Genomic DNA, 17,911 nt, shown 5'->3' on the forward strand with positions numbered 1-17,911 from the left:
AAGAAGGGACTCAGGCCGAGGCAGGCACCAGCGCCGTGCGCCGCACGCGGCGCACGTTGAACGCACTGGCGATCAGCACACCCTGCACCAGCGCCAGCCCCACGATCACGCTCGTGTACTGCCCATGGTCCATCAGCCGCCCGAACACCAGCGGCGCCAGGGCCTGTCCGATGTCCAGCCCCGCATACACCACGCCGTAGACGCGCCCGGTCGCATTGGGCGGCGTCGACTTCTTCACCAGCAGGTCGCGCGACGGCCCTGCGACACCCGAGACGAAACCCATGGCCCCGAACAGCACCGGCACCACGACCGGCGGAAAGCTCGCGAACGCCAGCACCAGCGCCAGCGCGGCCGCAATGCCGAAGCCCGCGCCCACGATGCGCTCGCAGCGCGTCGGATCGGAGGCCAGGAAGCCACCCACCACCATCCCCGCGGCGCTCGCCACCATGTAGACCGTGAGGCACACCGCCACCAGCGCCACCGGCACCGCATGCAGGTGTCCCGCGGCCACCGGCGCGAAGGTCTGCACCACGCTGATCACCGCGGCATAGAAGAAGAAGAAACCGAAGCACATCCATACGGCCGGAATGCGCAGGAAGTCGAACTCGCCGCCGACGGGTGCGGGCTCGCCCTGCCCCGTGGCCTTGTGCACGGCCGCCGCGTCGAGCGACAGCACGCTGCGATACGCCCACAGCACCAGCAGCACCACGAGAGCCACCACGCCCGCCGAAGCCAGCGCCACGCGCCACGAGAAGGCGATGGCGATCGGCACCACGAAGGCCGGCGCCAGCGCCCAGCCCAGGCTGCCGGTGATGCCGTGCACGCTGTAGGCATGGCCCAGCCGCGTCGGCGCGACCTTGCGGTTGAACAGCGTGTAGTCCACCGGATGGAACACGCCGTTGCCGATGCCGCCGACCACCGCGCACAACAGCAGCATCCAGTAGCTCTGCGCCGCGGCGTAGCCGAAAGCCGCCAGCCCCAGTGCCCCGAGCCCGACGAACAGCACCGGCCGCGGGCCCAGCTTGTCGACGATGAAGCCCGAGGCCGCCTGCACGATGCACGAGACCACGAAGAACACCGTGAGCACCGCGCCCAGCTCCACATAGCTCACGTTGAACGCGTCCTTCAGCCACGAGAACAGCGGCGCCAGGATGAGCTGGCTGAAATGGCTGACCGCATGGGCCAGGCCGACCAGCCCGATCAGCTTGGCGTCGGTGCGCAAGGTGTTGTTGTGAGGAGGAGAACCAGCGCTCGCGGACGAAGTGGAAGACATGGATTGCTACAAAAAAACGGGGCAGGCATCGATGCTATGCGCCGGGGACGCGGCAGAATGGCGATACAGCGACAACATTTGTCGAAACTATGCCAAGCGCCGCCTCACCCACCTCCAGGAGCGCCGCGCCCGCCAGGCCGCGCGGCGCGCTCCCCGCCCCGATCACCAGCGTTGCCTCTCTCACGCCGCACCTCTACGCCCCCGACGCGGTGCGTCCGCTGCGCGCCAAGGAGCATTTCCTGAGCGCGGACACGCTGGTCGAACTGCACGAGCACCCGTGGCCGCAGCTCACTTTTTCCACACGCGGCGTGATCCGCCTGAGCACGCAGGACGGCAGCTACATCGTGCCGCCCTCGCGCGCGCTCTGGGTGCCGGCCAACATGCCGCACAGCATCACGCTGATCGAAGACGCCGAACTGCGTACCGTCTACCTGCACGCCTGGATCGCGCCCACCTGGGAAAAGTGCGAAGTGCTGGAAATCAGCCCGCTGCTGCGCGCGCTGATGCTGGCTCTCGACACCACGCCCGATGGCCTGCCGCCGACCGATCCGCACGCACCGCAGCGCGAACGCATGATCGCGCCGCTGCTGGTCGACGAGGTGGAGCGCGCCACGCAGATCCGCATCGACGTGCCGCTGCCCACCGACAAGCGCCTGCGCCAGCTGTGCGAGGCGCTGCTGCGAAACCCGGCCGACCGCGCCACGCTGGCCGAGCGCGCCGCCACCATCGGCGCCAGCGAGCGCACGGTGGCGCGCCTGTTCCGCGACCAGCTCGGCATGAGCTGGCAGCAGTGGCGCCAGCAAGCCGTGATGGCACATGCGCTGCCGCTGCTGGCGCGCGGCATGGCCGTGAGCCAGGTGGCGGCCGCCAGCGGCTATGCCACCGACAGCGCGTTCTGTGCGATGTTCAAGGCCGCCACGGGCCGCTCACCCACTTCGTTCCAGCACCGCAAGCGGCCCACCACCCCCTGATGCAGCGGGGCATCGCGGGGATGCTTCATGGTGCTCTGGCAAGATCGGCGACCGACAACACCATGCACTCACCGATCCCCCTGCACATGGCGCCCGACGCCCGGCCCCCCACGTGGACCGCCGAGATCTGGTTGCGCGTGCGCCGCCACTTCCTGCTGAAAGCGGTCGGCACCACCGTCTTCACTTGGCTGTTCTTCATCGGCTACTTCCACCTGCTGCGCAACCCGGCCTTTCCGGTGGTGGTGATGCCGCTGACGCCGCTGGACCACCTGATTCCGTTCCAGCCCTACACGCTGGGCGCGTACCTCTCGCTCTGGGTGTACGTGGGCATCGCGCCGGGGCTGCAGCTCACGTTCCGCGAACTGGTGGTCTACGGGCTGTGGATCGGCGCGCTGTGCATCACCGGCCTGAGCCTCTTCTACTTCTGGCCGACCCAGATACCCCCTATGGCCATCGACGGCACCGGCTACCCCGGTTTCGCGATGCTGCAGGGCGTGGACGCGGCGGGCAACGCCTGCCCCTCGATGCACGTGGCCGTGGCCATCTTCACCGCCATCCGCGTCGAACACGTGCTGCGCGAGGCGCGCACGCCGGCCCTGTGGCGCGTGCTGAACTGGGCCTGGTTCGCCGCCATCGCCTATTCGACGCTGGCGGTCAAGCAGCACGTGGCACTGGACGTGGCGGCCGGCGCGCTGCTGGGTATGGCCTTCGCACTACCCTCGTTGCGCTGGCGCCCGGGGGCGCGTTAGCGAGGGGATGCCCCTCGGGTCGGAGCGGATATCATCTGCAATCACTGACCACACTCACCACTGGCCGACGAGGAAGGGATCGATTCAATGGCAACCACCACACGGTGGCAATCGATCAACGGCACATGACGACAGGCATTGCACGATGAGTTCGCTGAAGGAATTGCAGGACCTGATCCACGAGAAGTACGGCATCGAACCGTCGAAGCTCGACCCCCACGCCTCGATGAGGGAAACCGGCGGACTCGATTCGCTGGCCCTCGCCGAGTTTCTGTTCGCCATCGAAGACCACTTCGGCATCACCATGCCCGACGAGGACGCGAGCATCGACACCCTGGCCGAACTCGCGCTGCTGGTCGACAAGGTACGAGCCGCGAAAGTCGCGTGAACCACGAGGTCGCAGTCACCGGACTGGGCGTCATGGCGCCGCACGGCGGCGAGCCCGACGCGCTGTTCCAGGCCCTGCTGCAGGGCCGATCGGCCATCCAGCCCATCTTTGCGGATCTGCCCAAGCCGGCCGCCGCGGCCACCGTGGCCTTCGATGAAACCCGCTGGTTCACCAAGCTGCAGCTGGCGGGTGTCGACCGCGTGAGCCAGCTGGCCGTGGCCGCCGCCGACATGGCGATGCGCGACGCGGGCCTGGCCGTTGCCGACGCCGACCCGGAGCGCGTGGGCGTCTTTGCCGGCTGCGGCATGGGTGGCGCGGCGGCGCTCGAAGCGGCCTACCGCGGCAACGGCCGCGTGTCGCCGCTCACGATTCCCGCCTTCATGCCCAACGCGCCGGCCGCCCATGTGGCAATGCGCCAGGGTGTTCAGGGCCCGGTGCTCACCTACTCGGTCGCCTGCGCTTCTTCTTCGGCCGCGATTGCCGAAGCGGCCAAGGCCGTGCAGCGCGGCGAGGTCGACATCGCCATTGCCGGCGGCAGCGAAGCGCTGATCGTGCCGGGCGTGGTCGTGGCCTGGCAGGCCATGCAGACGCTGGCTACCTTCCAGCCCGGCGAAGCGGCCGGCGCGGTGCGGCCCTTCGCAACCGACCGCAGCGGCTTTGCGCTCGGCGAAGGCGCGGCCTTCCTGATCCTCGAATCCGCCGAGCGGGCACGCGCACGCGGCGCCCGCAGCTACGCCACGCTGGCCGGCTGGGGCCTGAGCAGCGACGCCACCCACCTCACCAAGCCCGATGCACCGGGCCAGGCCCGCGCGCTGCGCACCGCCCTGCGCCAGGCCGGCCTGCAGCCGCGGGACGTGGGCTATTGCAACGCCCACGGCACGGCCACGCGCATCGGCGACGTGGTCGAGCGCAATGCGCTGGCTGAGGTGTGGGGCGACGAGCTCGACACGCTGCGCGTGAGTTCGACCAAGGCACTGCATGGCCACCTGCTGGGCGCGGCGGGCGCGCTCGAAGCGCTCATCACCGTGCTGGCGCTGCACCAGCGGCAACTGCCGCCCAACGCCAACTGCCGCGAGATCGACGCAGACTGCAGGCTGAACCTGGTGACGCAAGACGACGCGGCGGCGCCGTCGCTCGAAGCTGCCATCAGCAACTCGTTCGCCTTCGGCGGCACGAACTCGGTGCTTCTCTTCCGCCGCGCCTAGGCAGGCAAAGTTTCTGGCAGTGCGGCCGCCGCGCACAGCCATGCCACGAAAGCGCTGACCAACGGATCGTCCGTACGGCTCGGCGCCACGAACACGCTGTAGCCCCGGCTCGACGGCGCCCGATGCGGGCAGGCCAGCACCAGCTCGCCCGAACGCAACTCGCGCTCGACGAAGTACTCGGGCACCAGCCCCACGCCCAGGTCGGCACGCACCGCTGCAACCAGCGACGAGAACAGGTCGAAGCGGTGCCCCGTCACCAGGTTTTCGGGCCGCTGCGCATGTGCCGTCTGCTCAAACCACTCTTCCCAGGCGCCCACACGCGTGCGCAGTTGCAGCAGCGACGCTGTGCGGAAGTCGCCCCGCGCCATGGCCGCTCGCCCCTTTGCCTGTGGCGAGCACACCACCACGCAGGACTCACCCATCAACGGCAGCGCATTCGCGCCCGGCCACACCGCATCGTCGTACTGCACGCCCACGTCGAAGGACATGTCTTCCATGTAGAGGTGCGTCGGAAACACCTGCAGGTGCAGGCTGCAGCCCGGGTGCCGCGCGATGAATTCCGGCAACCGCGGCGTCAGCCAGCCCTCGGCCAGCACCGGCACCGCACCTACCAGCAGGCGCAGGCCGTCGGTGCGCTGTGCCATGGCTTCGAGCGTGTGGTTCTGCAACCGCAGCAGGTCGCCTGAAATCTGCCCGTGGTAGCGCCGCCCGGCTTCGGTGAGCTCGGTGCCGCGCGCCGTGCGCTGCACCAGCCGCACGCCGATCTGCGTCTCCAGCAGCCGCAGCTGCTGGCTCACCGCGCTGTGGGTGAGGCACAGCTCCTCCGCGGCCTTGCCCACGCCATGGTGGCGGGCCACCGCGTCGAAGATCAGCAGCGCTCGGGTGCTGGGGATGTGGCGGCGCATGGCGGGCATTGTTAGAAAAACTGACGACGCCGAAGATTAAACCAGAGCGCACGGCTAACACAGCCGTAAGAATCGCTGAAGACGCCGCGTCGGCGTTGCTCGCCTACAAGGACATCCCCGCACCATGCCCCGCCTCGTGTCGCTTCGTCTCGCCCCGCTCGTTATTGCCCTGGCCTCCGCGGCCGCCGGCCTCGTGCACGCCCAGAGCGGCAGCGTCGCGGCCACCCCCACGCAGGTGCGGCCAGACGTGGACAAGGCCTACACACAGCTGATGGCCTCCCCCGCCATCCAGAAGCTGCTCGACGCGGTCAAGGCCGACCACGATCGCTCGGTCGAAGACCTGAAGATGCTGACCGAGATCGAGGCGCCCCCCTTCAAGGAACAGAAGCGCGCCGAAGCCTTTCTCGCCCGCATGAAGGCCCTGGGCCTGACGGACGCAAGGATCGACGCCGAAGGCAACGTGGTCGGCCTGCGCAAGGGCACGGGCAACGGCCCCAAGCTGCTGATCTCGGCTCACCTCGACACCGTGTTCCCCGCCGGCACCGACGTGAAGGTGAAGGAGCGCGACGGCAAGCTCTACGCCCCCGGCATCTCCGACGACACGCGCGGCCTGTCGGTACTGCTGTCGTGGCTCAAGGTGCTGAACGACAACAAGATCCAGACGGTGGGCGACCTGCTGTTCGTAGGCAACGTGGGCGAAGAGGAACTCGGCAACCTGCGCGGCATCAAGGCCATCTTCCGCGACAACCTCGACATCGACGGCATGGTCGGCCTGGAGCCCGCACCAGACGGCTCGGTGCTAATGCTGGGCACGGGCAGCCACCGCTACGAAGTGACTTTCAAGGGCCCGGGCGGTCATAGCTACGGCGCCTTCGGCCAGGTGCCCAGCGCCATCCACGGGATGGGCCGCGCCATCGCGAAGATCGCCGATATCCGCACGCCGAGCTTCCCGAAGACCACCTTCACCGTCGGCACCGTGGGCGGAGGCACCTCGGTCAACACCATCGCGCCGGATGCCCGCATGGCGGTCGACATCCGCTCCGACGAAATGGCGCCGCTGCTCGAAACCGAAAAGAAGATCCTGGCCGCCATCGACGAAGCCGTGGTCGAGGAAAACAAGCGCTGGAACGTGAGCACGCTGAGCGTGAGCACCAAGCTCATCGGCGACCGTCCGGGCGGTCGCACGCAATCAGACACCGTGATCGTCGAAGCTGCCACGCGCGCGAACAGCGCCTTCGGCCACAAGACGCTGCTGACGGGCGCGAGCACCGACGCCAATGTGCCGATGTCGCTGGGCATCCCGGCGATCATCATCGGCGGCGGCGGCAAGACCGGCGGCTTCCATGCGCTGTCCGAGTGGATCGACGTGACCGACGGCTGGAAGGGTGCGCAGAACTCGCTGGTGACGGTGCTCGGCCTGGTCGGGGTGCAAGGCACCAGCGCACCGCTGCTCGAGAAGCGCCCGCCCCGCACGAAGTAAGCAGGCAAGCGGGCGTGCACCGAGGGGGTGCGCCCATGGAAGTCTCCGGTATGCTGGTGGCCGCTTTCCATCACGCTGACCGACAGGAGGACACCATGCACGCCCGTTCCACCCTCATCGCCCTGGCTCTGCTTGCGGCAGGCGCCTCGGCGCAAGCCAACGACCTGCTCGACCAATTGAAGGAAAAGGCCGGCGAAGCGGCTACCTCCAACTCGCAAGGCAGCGCAGGCGGATCTGCGCTCGGCAGCCTCGGCAGCAACCTGGGATTCAAGATGCCCGCCATCGGCTCCAGCACCATGGGCAACGCAGCCGGCGTGCTGCAGTACTGCGTAAAGAACAACTACCTGGGCGGCGACGCGGCCTCGGTGAAAGACAAGCTGCTCGCCAGGATCACCGGGCAGAAGAAGCAGGAAACCGGCTTCGCCAGCGGCGCCAAGGGCCTGCTGCAGGGCGGCGACGGCAAGTCGCTGAACTTCAAGGGCCTGTCGTCGAAGGTGAAGGAAAAGGCTTGCGACTACGTTCTGAAGAACGCGAGTTCGCTGATCTGATCCCGACCCGCATTCCACATCGCTCCCGCGCGGCGCACCGCGCATGCGTTTGCAGTTTTCCCCAGTGCGCCCGCAAATCTCCATGACCCCGGCTGCCCCCTCTCCCTCCCTGCGCCAGCGCCTCGCGCGCTGGGTTCCCTGTCTCGCCTGGCCGCGCCCTTCCGCCGCGCTGCTGCGCAACGAGGCGATGGCTGGCATCACCGTGGCGCTGATGGTCATTCCGCAAGGCGTGGCGTATGCGGCACTGGCGGGCATGCCGCTGGTCACGGGCGTGTACGCGGCGCTGTTCCCGGCGCTGATCGCGGTGATGTTCAGCTCGTCGCAGCGGCTGTCGGTCGGGCCCACGGCGCTCACCAGCCTGCTGGTCGGCGCCTCGCTCGCGCCGCTGGCGGTGGCGGGCAGTGCCGAGTGGGTGGCAATGGCGGTGTGGCTCACGCTGATGTCGGGCACGATCCAGATCGTGCTCGGCGCGGGGCGCTTCGGCTGGCTGCTGCGGCTGGTCAATTCGCCGGTGCTCATCGGCTTCACGCAGGGCGCGGCGGTGCTGATCGCCATCTCGCAATTGCCCGCGCTGCTCGGCTTCACGGGGCGCACCATTCCGCAGGTACTGCAGGGCGGCCCGCTGCCCGACCTCGTGGCCATTGCCTTCGGGCTCGGCAGCATCGCGGTGCTGTGGCTGGGAAAACGCATGCTGCCGCGCTTTCCGACCACGATGGCGCTGGTGGCCGGCGCTGCCGCCATCAGCTGGGTCATCGACTACGCGCTGCGCGGCGGCGCGGTGGTGGGCAGCCTCCCTTCGGGCCTGCCCTCGTTCTACTGGCCGGGCCTGCTGCCGGTGAGCACCTTCAGCGCGCTGGTGCTGCCGGCGCTGATGATCACGCTGGTGAGCTTTCTTGAAACCGCATCGAGCGCCAAGGTCGACAACGCGCGTGCCGGCACGCTGTGGAACGAAAACCAGGACCTCATCGGCCAGGGCCTGGCCAAGCTGGCCTCGGGCTTCACGGGTGCGTTTCCCACCAGCTCGTCTTTCTCGCGCTCGGCCATCACGCTCTATGCGGGCGCGCAGACCGGCTGGGCCACGCTGTTCAGCGTGGTCGTCGTGGCCGGCGCACTGCTGTGGCTGATGCCGCTGCTGTATCACGTGCCGCAGGCGGTGCTGGCGGCGGTGGTGGTCACGGCCATTCTCGGGCTGGTGAAGCCAGCGAGCTTCACCGCGCTGTGGCGCATCTCGCGCATCGAGGCGGGCATTGCCTTCGGTACCTTCGTGCTGACCATCGCGACCGCGCCCAGCATCTACTGGGGCGTGCTCGGCGGGCTGCTGGCCGCCCTGGCGCACTACATGTACCGGCACCTGCACCCGCGCATCATCGAAGTGGGCCTGCACCCCGACGGCAGCCTGCGCGACCGCAACCTCTGGAAGCTGCCGCCGCTGGCGCCGCAGCTCTATGCGCTGCGCATGGATGCCGAGCTCGACTTCGCCTCGGCCTCCACGCTCGAACGCGCGCTCACCGTGGCGCTGGCCGAGCGGCCCGAGCTCACCGACGTGTGCCTGTTCGCGCAGCCCATCAACCGCATCGACATCACCGGCGCGGAGGTGTTCGGCTCGATCCGCCGGATGATGGAATCCAAGGGCATCCGCCTGCACCTGAGCGGCCTGAAGCTGCCCGCGATGCAGGTGCTGGAGCGCGCCGGCCTGCTGGCCCCGGGGCCGATGCTGTTCAGCTACCGCACCGACGGCGAAGCGCTTGCCGCGCTGATGCCGCGCATCGACGACATGCCCGTGGTGCAAGAAGCAGAAGCCTGACCTGCCAGCGCCCATGAAGACCACCATCGAAGAACTGGTCGCGTTCCGTACGGTGGTGGACACGGGCTCGATCACGGCCGCGTCCGAACAGCTGGCGCAAACGGTCTCGGGCATCAGCCGCGCCCTGAGCCGGCTCGAACAGAAGCTCGACACCACGCTGCTTCGCCGCACCACGCGGCGGCTCGAACTCACGGAAGAAGGCGCGGCCTTCCTGCAGCGCACGCGCGCCATCCTCGATGCCATCGATGACGCCGAAGAGCAAATGGCCGCGCGCCGCCAGCAGCCGGCCGGCAGGCTGCGCGTGAACGCGGCCTCGCCCTTCATGCTGCATGCCATCGTGCCTCTGGTGCCGGAGTTTCGAAGGCTCTACCCGCAGATCAGCCTCGAGCTCGACACCGACGACCTGCCCATCGACCTGCTGGAGCGCCGCACCGACATCGCGATCCGCATCGGCCCGCTGCGCGATTCCACGCTGCATGCGCGGCCACTGGGCACGCACCGGCTGCGCGTGCTCGCGAGCCCGGCATACCTCGAAGCGCACGGCAAGCCGCGCAAGGTGGCCGACCTGGCCGAGCACGCGCTGCTGGGCTTCACCCAGCCCGAGTCGCTGAACCGCTGGCCCCTGCGCGGCGTGCATGGCGACGAATGGAACATCGCGCCGACGCTGATGGCGTCGAGCGGCGAAACGCTGCGCCAACTGGCGCTGGCCGGCGTAGGCATCGTCTGCCTGTCGGATTTCATGACGGGTGCCGACCGCGCCAGCGGCGTGCTGGTGCAGGTGCTGGCGAAAGAAACGGCGGACGTGCGCCAGCCGGTCAACGCGGTGTACTACCGCAACACGCAGTTGACAGCGCGGATCACGTCGTTCCTGGACTTTCTGTCGCAGCGTATGGCCTGAGCTGCGCGGCCGGTGCGGCTTACTGCGGCTGCTTGGCCACGAAGCGCTCGACCGCGGCCGACTTGATCTCGTAGCCGCTCACGCCCATGTCCACCGACGAATAGCGCGCCGCCTTCAGCGTGCCGCTGACGTACACCGTGTCCATCGCGTGCAGGCCCTTCACGGTGGCGGCCGCGATCACGTGAACGATCTGGTTGGCGGGCGGCGGCGGTGTGTGGATGCAGGCGCCGAAATACGGCACCAGCAGGAATTCGCGGATGCCGTCCTGCGTGCTGTCGAGTGGCACGACGAAGCCCGCCAGCTTGGCCGGCTTGTCGTCCAGCGCCACGTTGACCGGCGCGTTATCCCAGACGGCGCGCATCTCGTCGAGCATCTGGATCGCGCGCGGGTCGTTGTCGCGCAGCGCCTCGAGGCTGATGTTGCGGTAGCGCTTGGTCGGGTCCCAGCTCTTGGGAACAAGCTCTTCCCACTTGAGCTCGGGGGCCGGGGCGGCGCTCGCGGTCTGCTGCGCCGCCACTCCCGGACCGCAGCCGGTCAGGAGCGCCGCGGCCGGCACCAGCAGGAGCGCGGCCAGCACGGCGCGCGAAAAGAGCCTTCTCATGACCACGATTGTGCTTGGGAGATGTTTCAGGTCCGTAAAGCAGGGCCTTTTGCACTCATTTCATCCCAGATTCCACAAATTTGATGCAACGCGCCAAAATGCCGCACCACGAACAACGAGGGGATCCGCATGGCACCGACAGGATGGCTGGGACTCACGTCCCTGGGCACAGTTCATACCGCGATCAGCCTGATCGCCGTCGCCGCAGGGCTGCTGGCCCTGTTCCGCTACAAGGAGATCACGATGCGCACCGGGCTCGGCCAGGTCTTCGTGTGGACCACCGTGCTCACTTGCCTCACGGGCTTCGGCATCTTCCAGCATGGCGGCTTCGGCAAGCCGCATGCGCTGGGCATCATCACGCTGCTGGCGCTGGCCGTGGGCACGCTCGCGGGCCGGGGCGTGCTCTTCGGCAAGTCGGCGCGCTATGTCGAGGCCATCGCGTTCTCGGCCAGCTTCCTGTTCCACTGGATTCCGGCCTTCACCGAAACGCTGACGCGCCTGCCGCTCGGCGCCCCGCTGCTGCCGAACGCCGACGCGCCGGAGCTCAAGGCGATCACCGGCGTGCTGCTCGTGCTGTACCTGATCGGCGTCGGCCTGCAGATCCGCCGGCTGCGCGGCGGCGCTGGCGCGCTCAGTCCCGCACCGGCCCGCGCAGGTTCTTGATCTGCGCGCGCTGGCTCTTGCCTTCGAGCCGGCGCTGCTTCGAGCCGTAGGTCGGCTTGGTGGCGCGCCGCACGCGCGGCGGCGTGGCCACGCTGTCGATCACCGCCTGCAGGCGCGCGAGCGCGTCGGCACGGTTCATCTCCTGCGTGCGATGCTGCTGCGCCTTGAGCACGAACACGCCTTCCTGCGTGATGCGGCTGTCGCGCAGCGCGAGCAGCCGTTCCTTCACGTCGGCCGGCAGCGAGCTGGCGTGGATGTCGTAGCGCAGGTGCACCGCGCTCGACACCTTGTTGACGTTCTGCCCGCCCGCACCCTGCGCCCGGATGGCACTGAAGTCGACCTCGTCGGGGTCGATCAGGATGGGTGGGCGGAGCATGTGGGTCAGACTCTTTCGAAGACGGCGGCAATGCCCTGGCCGCCGCCGATGCACATCGTGACGAGTGCGTAGCGGCCGCCCGTGCGATGCAGCTCCGCAATGGCCTTCGTCGTGATGATCGCGCCGGTCGCGCCCACCGGGTGGCCCAATGAAATGCCCGAGCCGTTCGGGTTCACCTTGGCCGGATCGAAGCCCAGTTCCTTGATAACCGCGCAGGCCTGCGCCGCAAAAGCTTCGTTCGACTCGATCACGTCGAAGTCGCTCACCTTCAGGCCGGTGCGCTCCAGCACCTTGCGCGTGGCGGGCACGGGGCCGATGCCCATGTATGCGGGCTCGACGCCGGCGTGCGCATAGCCGACCAGGCGCGCCAGCGGCTTCAGGCCCCGCGCCTTGACGCTCTCGCCGCTTGCCAGCACCACGGCGGCGGCGCCGTCGTTAATGCCCGAGGCGTTGCCGGCGGTGACGAGGCCGTCCTTCTTGAAAGCGGGCTTCATCTTCGAGAGCGCGTCGACGGTGGTGTCGGCGCGCACGTGCTCGTCGGTGTCGAACAGCACGACACCCTTGCGCGTCTTGATCTCGACCGGAACGATCTGCTCCTTGAAGCGTCCTGCCTCGATGGCGGCTGCTGCGCGCTGCTGGCTGCTTACGGCCAGTTCGTCCATCTGCTCGCGCGTGATGCCGTAGCGGGCAGCCACGTTCTCTGCAGTGATGCCCATGTGGATCTTCTCCCACGGGTCGTGCAGGATGCCCAGCATGTAGTCGACCAGCACCGCGTCGCCCATGCGTGCGCCGTAGCGGGCCGAGGTGTCGAAGTACGGCCCCCGGCTCATCGATTCCGAGCCGCCGCCAATGGCGATGTCGCAGTCGCCCAGCGCAATGGCCTGCGCAGCCGACACGATGGCCTGCAGGCCCGAGCCGCAGAGGCGGTTGACGTTGAAGGCCGGCGTCTCGATGGGGCAGCCCGCGTCGATGGCGGCCACGCGGCTGAGGTACGCATCCTTCACATCGGTGGGAATCACGTTGCCCATGACCACATGCCCAATGGCATCGGCGGCCACGCCGCTGCGCTCGATGGCGGCCTTGACGGCGGTGGTGGCAAGCTGGGTATTGGGCACGTCCTTCAGCGCGCCGCCGAAGGTGCCGATGGCGGTGCGGGCGGTGCCGACCACGAAGATGTCGCGCGATGTCATGGAATGTCTCTCCTGATGAAAGCGAAAGCCGCACTCAGCGGCGGCTGCAGGAGGACGATTCTGACGGCGAAAGGCGCGACGGGTTGTCGCGCCTGAAATAGCAGTGGCTCAGCCGCGCGAGACCGATTTCGGCGACACGTCGGTCACGTCGCTGGCGCTGCCGCGAATGCGCACCGGGCGCTCCACCGATTCGCCGCGTGCCCGCGCATTGGCCACGTCGGCGGCGGTCGGTTCGGCCGGCTGTGCCGCATTACGAAATTTATCGAAGCCCGAGCGCGGGTTGAAACGCATGACCCAAGGCGTCACGGGCTTGCCCGTGAGACGCCCCCAGGCGTAGCGCACACCCCACACAGCCGCCAGCAGCATGACCGCCACGGCCAGGCTGGCCGCGAAAACCAGCCCCAGGAGCAGAAGAATGACGCGAAAAATGAAGTTCATCATCCAACTTTAGGCCGAAGCCGCCGCCGTTGGTTCCCCGGCCTTGGCGAACGAGAACTTGCCCGGCGACTGGATCGGGTCGGTCGTGACCTCGATCGTGTCCTTCGGCCCGAAGCTGCCGTCGAGCAGCAGCTTCGAGAGCGGGTTCTCGATGCGCTGCTGAATGGCACGCTTCAGCGGACGCGCGCCGAACACCGGGTCGAAGCCGACCTTGGCAATTTCTGCCAGCGCCGCCGGCGACACCTCCAGCCCCAGATCCATCTTCGCGAGCCGCGCCTTCAGCACCTTGAGCTGGATCGCCGCGATCGATTCGATGTTCTTCGCGTCGAGCGCGTGGAACACGACCGTCTCGTCGATGCGGTTCAGGAACTCGGGGCGGAAGTAGTTCTTCAGCTCGTCCCACACCGCTTCCTTGATCTCTTCGGAAGGCTTGCCCACCATGGCCTGGATGATGGGCGAGCCGATGTTGCTCGTCATCACGATCACTGTGTTCTTGAAGTCCACGGTGCGGCCCTGGCCGTCGGTAAGGCGGCCATCGTCGAGCACCTGCAGCAGCACGTTGAACACGTCGGGGTGGGCCTTCTCGACCTCGTCGAGCAGCACCACGCTGTAGGGCTTGCGGCGCACGGCTTCCGTGAGGTAGCCGCCCTCCTCGTAGCCCACGTAGCCCGGCGGCGCGCCGATCAGGCGCGCGACCGAATGCTTCTCCATGAACTCGCTCATGTCGATGCGGATCAGGTGGTCTTCGCTGTCGAACAGGAAGCCCGCAAGCGCCTTGCACAGCTCGGTCTTGCCCACGCCCGTGGGGCCGAGGAACAGGAACGAGCCGGTCGGACGGTTCGGGTCCGACAGGCCCGAGCGCGAGCGGCGGATCGCGTTGGCGACCGCACCGATGGCCTCGTCCTGGCCGACCACGCGCTCGTGCAGCTTGTCTTCCATCACGAGCAGCTTGTCGCGCTCGCCCTGCATCAGCTTGGCGACCGGGATGCCGGTGGCACGCGCCACGACCTCGGCGATTTCTTCCGCGCCGACCTGGGTGCGCAGCAGCGTGGGCGCGCTGGACTTGCCCTTGTTCGCTTCGTTGGCCTCGGCCTCCTTCAAGCGCTTTTCGAGCGCGGGCAGCTGGCCGTACTGGAGCTCGGCGACCTTGTTGAAGTCGCCCTTGCGCTTCCACTCTTCGATCTGGAACTTGATCTTGTCGACGTCTTCGCGCACTTGTGCGCTGCCCTGGGCCTGGGCCTTCTCGGCCTGCCAGATCTCGTCGTAGTCGGCAATTTCCTTCTGCAGCTTCTCGATCTCGTCCTCGATCAGGCCGAAGCGCTTCTGCGAGGCCTCGTCCTTTTCGCGGCGCACGGCTTCGCGCTCGATCTGCAGCTGGATGAGGCGGCGATCGAGGCGGTCCATGACCTCGGGCTTGGAGTCCATCTCGATCTTGATCTTGGCCGCGGCCTCGTCGATCAGGTCGATGGCCTTGTCGGGCAGGAAGCGGTCGGTGATGTAGCGGTCAGACAGCTCGGCCGCGGCCACGATGGCCGGGTCGGTGATCTGCACGCCATGGTGCACTTCGTATTTTTCCTGCAGGCCGCGCAGGATGGCGATGGTGGCCTCGACGCTGGGCTCGCCCACGATGATCTTCTGGAAGCGGCGCTCCAGCGCGGCATCTTTTTCGATGTACTTGCGGTATTCGTCGAGCGTGGTGGCGCCCACGCAGTGCAGCTCGCCTCGAGCGAGTGCGGGCTTGAGCATGTTGCCCGCATCCATCGCGCCTTCGGCCTTGCCGGCGCCGACCATGGTGTGCAGCTCGTCGATGAAGACGATGGTCTGGCCTTCGTCCTTCGCGAGTTCGTTCAGCACGGTCTTCAGGCGCTCTTCGAATTCGCCGCGGAACTTGGCACCAGCCAGCAACGCAGCCATGTCGAGCGACAGCACCCGCTTGCCCTTGAGCGAATCGGGCACCTCACCCGCAACGATGCGCTGTGCGAGGCCTTCGACGATGGCGGTCTTGCCCACGCCGGGCTCGCCGATGAGCACGGGGTTGTTCTTGGTGCGGCGTTGCAGCACCTGGATGGCGCGGCGGATTTCCTCGTCGCGGCCGATGACCGGGTCGAGCTTGCCCAGGCGGGCGCGCTCGGTCAGGTCCATGGTGTATTTCTTGAGCGCTTCGCGCTGCCCTTCGGCATCGGCGCTGTTCACGCCCTGCCCGCCGCGCACGGCGTCGATGGCGGCTTCGAGCGACTTGCGGCTCAGGCCGTTTTCGCGGGCGGTCTTGCCGATGTCGGCCTTGCTGTCGGCCAGCGCGAGCAGGAAGAGTTCGCCGGCAATGAACTGGTCATTGCGCTTGAGGGCTTCCTTTTCGGTGGCCTGCAGCAGCTTGCCCAGTTCGGGGCCGACCTGGACGATGTCGTGGCCCTGCACCTGCGGCAGCTTCTTGATGGCGGCCTCGGCCGCCTGCGTCAGGCCAGGTACGTTGACGCCGGCACGCTCCAGCAGGGCGCGCGGGCCGTCGTCCTGGCGCAGCATCGCGACCAGCAGGTGGGCCGGTTCGATGTAGGCGTTGTCGCTGCCCAGCGCGAGCGTCTGGGCATCGCCCAGCGCTTCCTGAAATTTGGTGGTGAGTTTGTCTTGTCGCATGGTGGTATTCCTGCATCCAAAATAGGGCTGTTCGGGCACGATTCAAGGCTGCCGGCTACGCCGGTGCCGTGGGCACGGCTATTGCACAAGATCCGTTTCCCCTGCCCGTAGGCATTTCCCTCTCTCTCGAATGGAGTCGATCATGGTTTTTTCAATGCAGCGCGTTCAACCGGTGCGCCGGGCGATCAGCGTGGGCTTCTTTCTAGCCGCCATGGGCCTGTCCGGCCTTGCGCAAGCGCAAAGCGGCACCCCCATCCGCCTGCTCGTGGGCTTCCCCGCCGGCGCCGGCACCGACGCCATTGCACGCACGCTGGGCGAAAAACTCAAGGATGTGCTGGGCGTGCCCGTGGTGGTCGAGAACCGCGCCGGTGCGGGTGGGCAGATTGCTGCAACGGTGCTGAAGTCTTCCCCGGCCGATGGCCACACGCTGTTCCTGTCGCACGACCACACCATCTCGATCCTGCCGCAGGTGGTGAAGAACCCGGGCTTCAACCCCGCCACCGACTTCGTGCCCGTGGCCGGCTTCGCCACCTTCGCCAACGTGCTGGCGGTGTCGGGCGGCACGCCGGCCAAGAGCATCGACGAGTACGTGAAGTGGGTCCGCACGCAGAAGGGCGGCAAGGAAACCATCGGCATCCCGGCGCCGGCCTCGATCCCCGAGTTCCTGGTGAAGATGATCTCGGACAAGTACAAGATCGACGTGCAGCCCGCGCCCTACCGCGGCAGCGCGCCGATGACGGCCGACATGCTGGGCAACCAGATCACCGCAGGCATCGCCTCGGTGCCTGACTTCATCGAAAACCACAAGGCGGGCAAGGTGCGCATCGTGGCCTCCATCGGCGCCAAGCGCCAGGCCGTGATTCCGAACGTGCCGACCTTCACCGAACTGGGCTTCTCGAACCTGGAAGACCTGCCCTACTACGGCATCTTCGCGCCGGTGGGCACGCCGCAGCCGATCATCGACAAGTACGGCGATGCGCTGCAGAAGGTGCTGGCGATGCCTGACGTGAAGCAGAAGCTCACGACGATGGGGCTGACGGTCGGCTACGAGCCGCAGGGCCAGTTCGCGGGCCGCGTGCGCACGTACACGCAGACCTGGGAGCGGATCATCCAGGCGAGCGGCTTCAAGCCCCTCTGAGCGTCTTCAGGCATTCGGGGCCCTGATGCCCCAGCGCGCCAGCGCCGCGTCGTCGGCCACGCGCGCATCGACCCAGCGGGCGCCTTCGGGCGTCTGCTCTTTCTTCCAGAACGGCGCCTGAGTCTTGAGATAGTCCATCAGGAACTCGCAGGCCTCGAAGCTCTGGCCGCGGTGCGCCGACACCACCGCCACCATCATGATCTGGTCCAGCGGCTGCAGCAGCCCCACGCGATGGATCACGCGCGCGCCGAGGATGTCGAAGCGCTTGTGCGCCTCGTCGATCATGGCCTCGATGGCCTTTTCGGTCATGCCGGGGTAGTGCTCCAGCTCCATCGAGGCGACGGTGCTGCCGTCGTTGCGGTCGCGCACGGTGCCGACGAAGCTGCAGACGGCGCCCACGCGTTTGTCGCCGTCGCGCAACGCGGCGACCTCCTGCGAAAGGTCGAAATCGGCCGTCTGGATCGAAACACGCGCAACGCTCATGTCCGAATTGTGGCATCGCGATAGACTGCCGCAATGCCTTGTCCCGCCACGCTCTTCCCGGTGCCTTCGCACCCCGAAGGCCGCCGCGCGCGCCAAGGCAGCAACAAAGCCAAAAAACCAAAGCTCGTCTGACCGGAGCCGAGGTTCCGTCGTCGGATGAGCGACGGAAC

At 67.7% G+C, this 17,911-nt stretch carries 18 protein-coding genes; 10 read left to right on the plus strand and 8 right to left on the minus strand.

What is annotated here, in order from left to right; genetic code table 11:
- Window positions 1–10: 10 nt before the first annotated feature.
- Complete coding sequence (locus ACZYSP_RS06800) at window positions 11–1,273, minus strand: MFS transporter (RefSeq protein ID WP_489013274.1); 1,263 nt, start codon at window positions 1,271–1,273, stop codon at window positions 11–13.
- A gap of 89 nt (window positions 1,274–1,362) precedes the next feature.
- Here ACZYSP_RS06800 and ACZYSP_RS06805 point away from each other — a divergent pair, with 89 nt between their 5' ends.
- The 4 genes from ACZYSP_RS06805 to ACZYSP_RS06820 all read left to right on the plus strand — a co-directional run bounded on the left by ACZYSP_RS06805 (window position 1,363) and on the right by ACZYSP_RS06820 (window position 4,586).
- Complete coding sequence (locus ACZYSP_RS06805; protein ID WP_093050991.1) at window positions 1,363–2,244, plus strand: AraC family transcriptional regulator; 882 nt, start codon at window positions 1,363–1,365, stop codon at window positions 2,242–2,244.
- A gap of 62 nt (window positions 2,245–2,306) precedes the next feature.
- Window positions 2,307–2,993, plus strand: a complete 687-nt coding sequence (locus tag ACZYSP_RS06810; protein ID WP_435468590.1) for a phosphatase PAP2 family protein — start codon at window positions 2,307–2,309, stop codon at window positions 2,991–2,993.
- 145 nt (window positions 2,994–3,138) lie between these two features.
- Window positions 3,139–3,381 (plus strand): acyl carrier protein, encoded by a 243-nt coding sequence (locus ACZYSP_RS06815; RefSeq protein ID WP_093050999.1) that lies wholly within the window; start codon window positions 3,139–3,141, stop codon window positions 3,379–3,381.
- On the plus strand, window positions 3,378–4,586 hold the full coding sequence (locus ACZYSP_RS06820; protein ID WP_489013278.1) for a beta-ketoacyl-[acyl-carrier-protein] synthase family protein: 1,209 nt from the start codon (window positions 3,378–3,380) through the stop codon (window positions 4,584–4,586). Before ACZYSP_RS06815 ends, ACZYSP_RS06820 begins: the two co-directional genes overlap by 4 nt.
- On the opposite strand, the gene ACZYSP_RS06825 is transcribed toward ACZYSP_RS06820, so the two are convergent.
- Window positions 4,583–5,491, minus strand: a complete 909-nt coding sequence (locus ACZYSP_RS06825; RefSeq protein ID WP_489013280.1) for a LysR substrate-binding domain-containing protein — start codon at window positions 5,489–5,491, stop codon at window positions 4,583–4,585. The genes ACZYSP_RS06820 and ACZYSP_RS06825 overlap by 4 nt on opposite strands.
- Window positions 5,492–5,615: 124 nt before the next feature.
- Between ACZYSP_RS06825 and ACZYSP_RS06830 the strand changes: the two genes are divergently transcribed.
- From ACZYSP_RS06830 to ACZYSP_RS06845, 4 genes are all read left to right on the plus strand, one after another.
- On the plus strand, window positions 5,616–6,971 hold the full coding sequence (locus tag ACZYSP_RS06830) for a M20/M25/M40 family metallo-hydrolase (protein WP_489013282.1): 1,356 nt from the start codon (window positions 5,616–5,618) through the stop codon (window positions 6,969–6,971).
- Window positions 6,972–7,066: 95 nt separating this feature from the next.
- Window positions 7,067–7,519: a DUF2501 domain-containing protein gene (locus tag ACZYSP_RS06835; protein ID WP_256216807.1), complete on the plus strand. Its 453-nt coding sequence runs from the start codon at window positions 7,067–7,069 to the stop codon at window positions 7,517–7,519.
- Between the two features lie 82 nt (window positions 7,520–7,601).
- The gene (locus tag ACZYSP_RS06840) at window positions 7,602–9,323 is read left to right on the plus strand and encodes a SulP family inorganic anion transporter (protein WP_489013285.1); all 1,722 of its coding nucleotides are present in this window, start codon (window positions 7,602–7,604) and stop codon (window positions 9,321–9,323) included.
- 13 nt (window positions 9,324–9,336) lie between these two features.
- The gene (locus ACZYSP_RS06845; RefSeq protein ID WP_489013287.1) at window positions 9,337–10,221 is read left to right on the plus strand and encodes a LysR substrate-binding domain-containing protein; all 885 of its coding nucleotides are present in this window, start codon (window positions 9,337–9,339) and stop codon (window positions 10,219–10,221) included.
- Between the two features lie 19 nt (window positions 10,222–10,240).
- On the opposite strand, the gene ACZYSP_RS06850 is transcribed toward ACZYSP_RS06845, so the two are convergent.
- Window positions 10,241–10,822, minus strand: coding sequence for a DUF3299 domain-containing protein (locus ACZYSP_RS06850; protein ID WP_489013289.1), 582 nt, complete (start codon window positions 10,820–10,822; stop codon window positions 10,241–10,243).
- 129 nt (window positions 10,823–10,951) lie between these two features.
- Between ACZYSP_RS06850 and ACZYSP_RS06855 the strand changes: the two genes are divergently transcribed.
- Window positions 10,952–11,485: a DUF2306 domain-containing protein gene (locus tag ACZYSP_RS06855; protein WP_093051025.1), complete on the plus strand. Its 534-nt coding sequence runs from the start codon at window positions 10,952–10,954 to the stop codon at window positions 11,483–11,485.
- Here ACZYSP_RS06855 and arfB read toward each other — a convergent pair.
- The 4 genes from arfB to clpB all read right to left on the minus strand — a co-directional run bounded on the left by arfB (window position 11,454) and on the right by clpB (window position 16,120).
- Window positions 11,454–11,861 carry an alternative ribosome rescue aminoacyl-tRNA hydrolase ArfB gene (gene arfB, locus ACZYSP_RS06860; RefSeq protein WP_093177098.1) on the minus strand — a complete coding sequence of 136 codons (408 nt, stop codon included), beginning with the start codon at window positions 11,859–11,861 and terminating at the stop codon, window positions 11,454–11,456. The genes ACZYSP_RS06855 and arfB overlap by 32 nt on opposite strands.
- Window positions 11,862–11,866: 5 nt before the next feature.
- The gene (locus ACZYSP_RS06865; protein ID WP_489013292.1) at window positions 11,867–13,051 is read right to left on the minus strand and encodes an acetyl-CoA C-acyltransferase family protein; all 1,185 of its coding nucleotides are present in this window, start codon (window positions 13,049–13,051) and stop codon (window positions 11,867–11,869) included.
- Window positions 13,052–13,159: 108 nt separating this feature from the next.
- Window positions 13,160–13,489, minus strand: coding sequence for a hypothetical protein (locus ACZYSP_RS06870; RefSeq protein WP_256216808.1), 330 nt, complete (start codon window positions 13,487–13,489; stop codon window positions 13,160–13,162).
- A 9-nt stretch (window positions 13,490–13,498) separates the two neighbouring features.
- Window positions 13,499–16,120, minus strand: coding sequence for an ATP-dependent chaperone ClpB (clpB, locus tag ACZYSP_RS06875; protein WP_093077649.1), 2,622 nt, complete (start codon window positions 16,118–16,120; stop codon window positions 13,499–13,501).
- 142 nt (window positions 16,121–16,262) lie between these two features.
- On the opposite strand from clpB, the gene ACZYSP_RS06880 reads away from it, so the two are divergent.
- Window positions 16,263–17,258, plus strand: coding sequence for a Bug family tripartite tricarboxylate transporter substrate binding protein (locus tag ACZYSP_RS06880; protein ID WP_489013295.1), 996 nt, complete (start codon window positions 16,263–16,265; stop codon window positions 17,256–17,258).
- Between the two features lie 6 nt (window positions 17,259–17,264).
- On the opposite strand, the gene ACZYSP_RS06885 is transcribed toward ACZYSP_RS06880, so the two are convergent.
- The gene (locus tag ACZYSP_RS06885; RefSeq protein WP_489013297.1) at window positions 17,265–17,741 is read right to left on the minus strand and encodes a molybdenum cofactor biosynthesis protein MoaE; all 477 of its coding nucleotides are present in this window, start codon (window positions 17,739–17,741) and stop codon (window positions 17,265–17,267) included.
- Window positions 17,742–17,911: the final 170 nt, after the last annotated feature.

Source organism: Variovorax sp. F042 (genome assembly GCF_057814215.1).

Excerpts from the sequence above, each read along its gene's own strand:
- ACZYSP_RS06800 (WP_489013274.1), bottom strand. The coding sequence starts at position 1,273 with ATGTCTTCCACTTCGTCCGCGAGCGCTGGTTCTCCTCCTCACAACAAC.
- ACZYSP_RS06805 (WP_093050991.1), top strand. The coding sequence starts at position 1,363 with ATGCCAAGCGCCGCCTCACCCACCTCCAGGAGCGCCGCGCCCGCCAGG.
- ACZYSP_RS06810 (WP_435468590.1), top strand. The coding sequence starts at position 2,307 with ATGCACTCACCGATCCCCCTGCACATGGCGCCCGACGCCCGGCCCCCC.
- ACZYSP_RS06815 (WP_093050999.1), top strand. The coding sequence starts at position 3,139 with ATGAGTTCGCTGAAGGAATTGCAGGACCTGATCCACGAGAAGTACGGC.
- ACZYSP_RS06825 (WP_489013280.1), bottom strand. The coding sequence starts at position 5,491 with ATGCGCCGCCACATCCCCAGCACCCGAGCGCTGCTGATCTTCGACGCG.
- ACZYSP_RS06830 (WP_489013282.1), top strand. The coding sequence starts at position 5,616 with ATGCCCCGCCTCGTGTCGCTTCGTCTCGCCCCGCTCGTTATTGCCCTG.
- ACZYSP_RS06835 (WP_256216807.1), top strand. The coding sequence starts at position 7,067 with ATGCACGCCCGTTCCACCCTCATCGCCCTGGCTCTGCTTGCGGCAGGC.
- ACZYSP_RS06840 (WP_489013285.1), top strand. The coding sequence starts at position 7,602 with ATGACCCCGGCTGCCCCCTCTCCCTCCCTGCGCCAGCGCCTCGCGCGC.
- ACZYSP_RS06845 (WP_489013287.1), top strand. The coding sequence starts at position 9,337 with ATGAAGACCACCATCGAAGAACTGGTCGCGTTCCGTACGGTGGTGGAC.
- ACZYSP_RS06850 (WP_489013289.1), bottom strand. The coding sequence starts at position 10,822 with ATGAGAAGGCTCTTTTCGCGCGCCGTGCTGGCCGCGCTCCTGCTGGTG.
- ACZYSP_RS06855 (WP_093051025.1), top strand. The coding sequence starts at position 10,952 with ATGGCACCGACAGGATGGCTGGGACTCACGTCCCTGGGCACAGTTCAT.
- arfB (WP_093177098.1), bottom strand. The coding sequence starts at position 11,861 with ATGCTCCGCCCACCCATCCTGATCGACCCCGACGAGGTCGACTTCAGT.
- ACZYSP_RS06865 (WP_489013292.1), bottom strand. The coding sequence starts at position 13,051 with ATGACATCGCGCGACATCTTCGTGGTCGGCACCGCCCGCACCGCCATC.
- ACZYSP_RS06870 (WP_256216808.1), bottom strand. The coding sequence starts at position 13,489 with ATGAACTTCATTTTTCGCGTCATTCTTCTGCTCCTGGGGCTGGTTTTC.
- clpB (WP_093077649.1), bottom strand. The coding sequence starts at position 16,120 with ATGCGACAAGACAAACTCACCACCAAATTTCAGGAAGCGCTGGGCGAT.
- ACZYSP_RS06880 (WP_489013295.1), top strand. The coding sequence starts at position 16,263 with ATGGTTTTTTCAATGCAGCGCGTTCAACCGGTGCGCCGGGCGATCAGC.
- ACZYSP_RS06885 (WP_489013297.1), bottom strand. The coding sequence starts at position 17,741 with ATGAGCGTTGCGCGTGTTTCGATCCAGACGGCCGATTTCGACCTTTCG.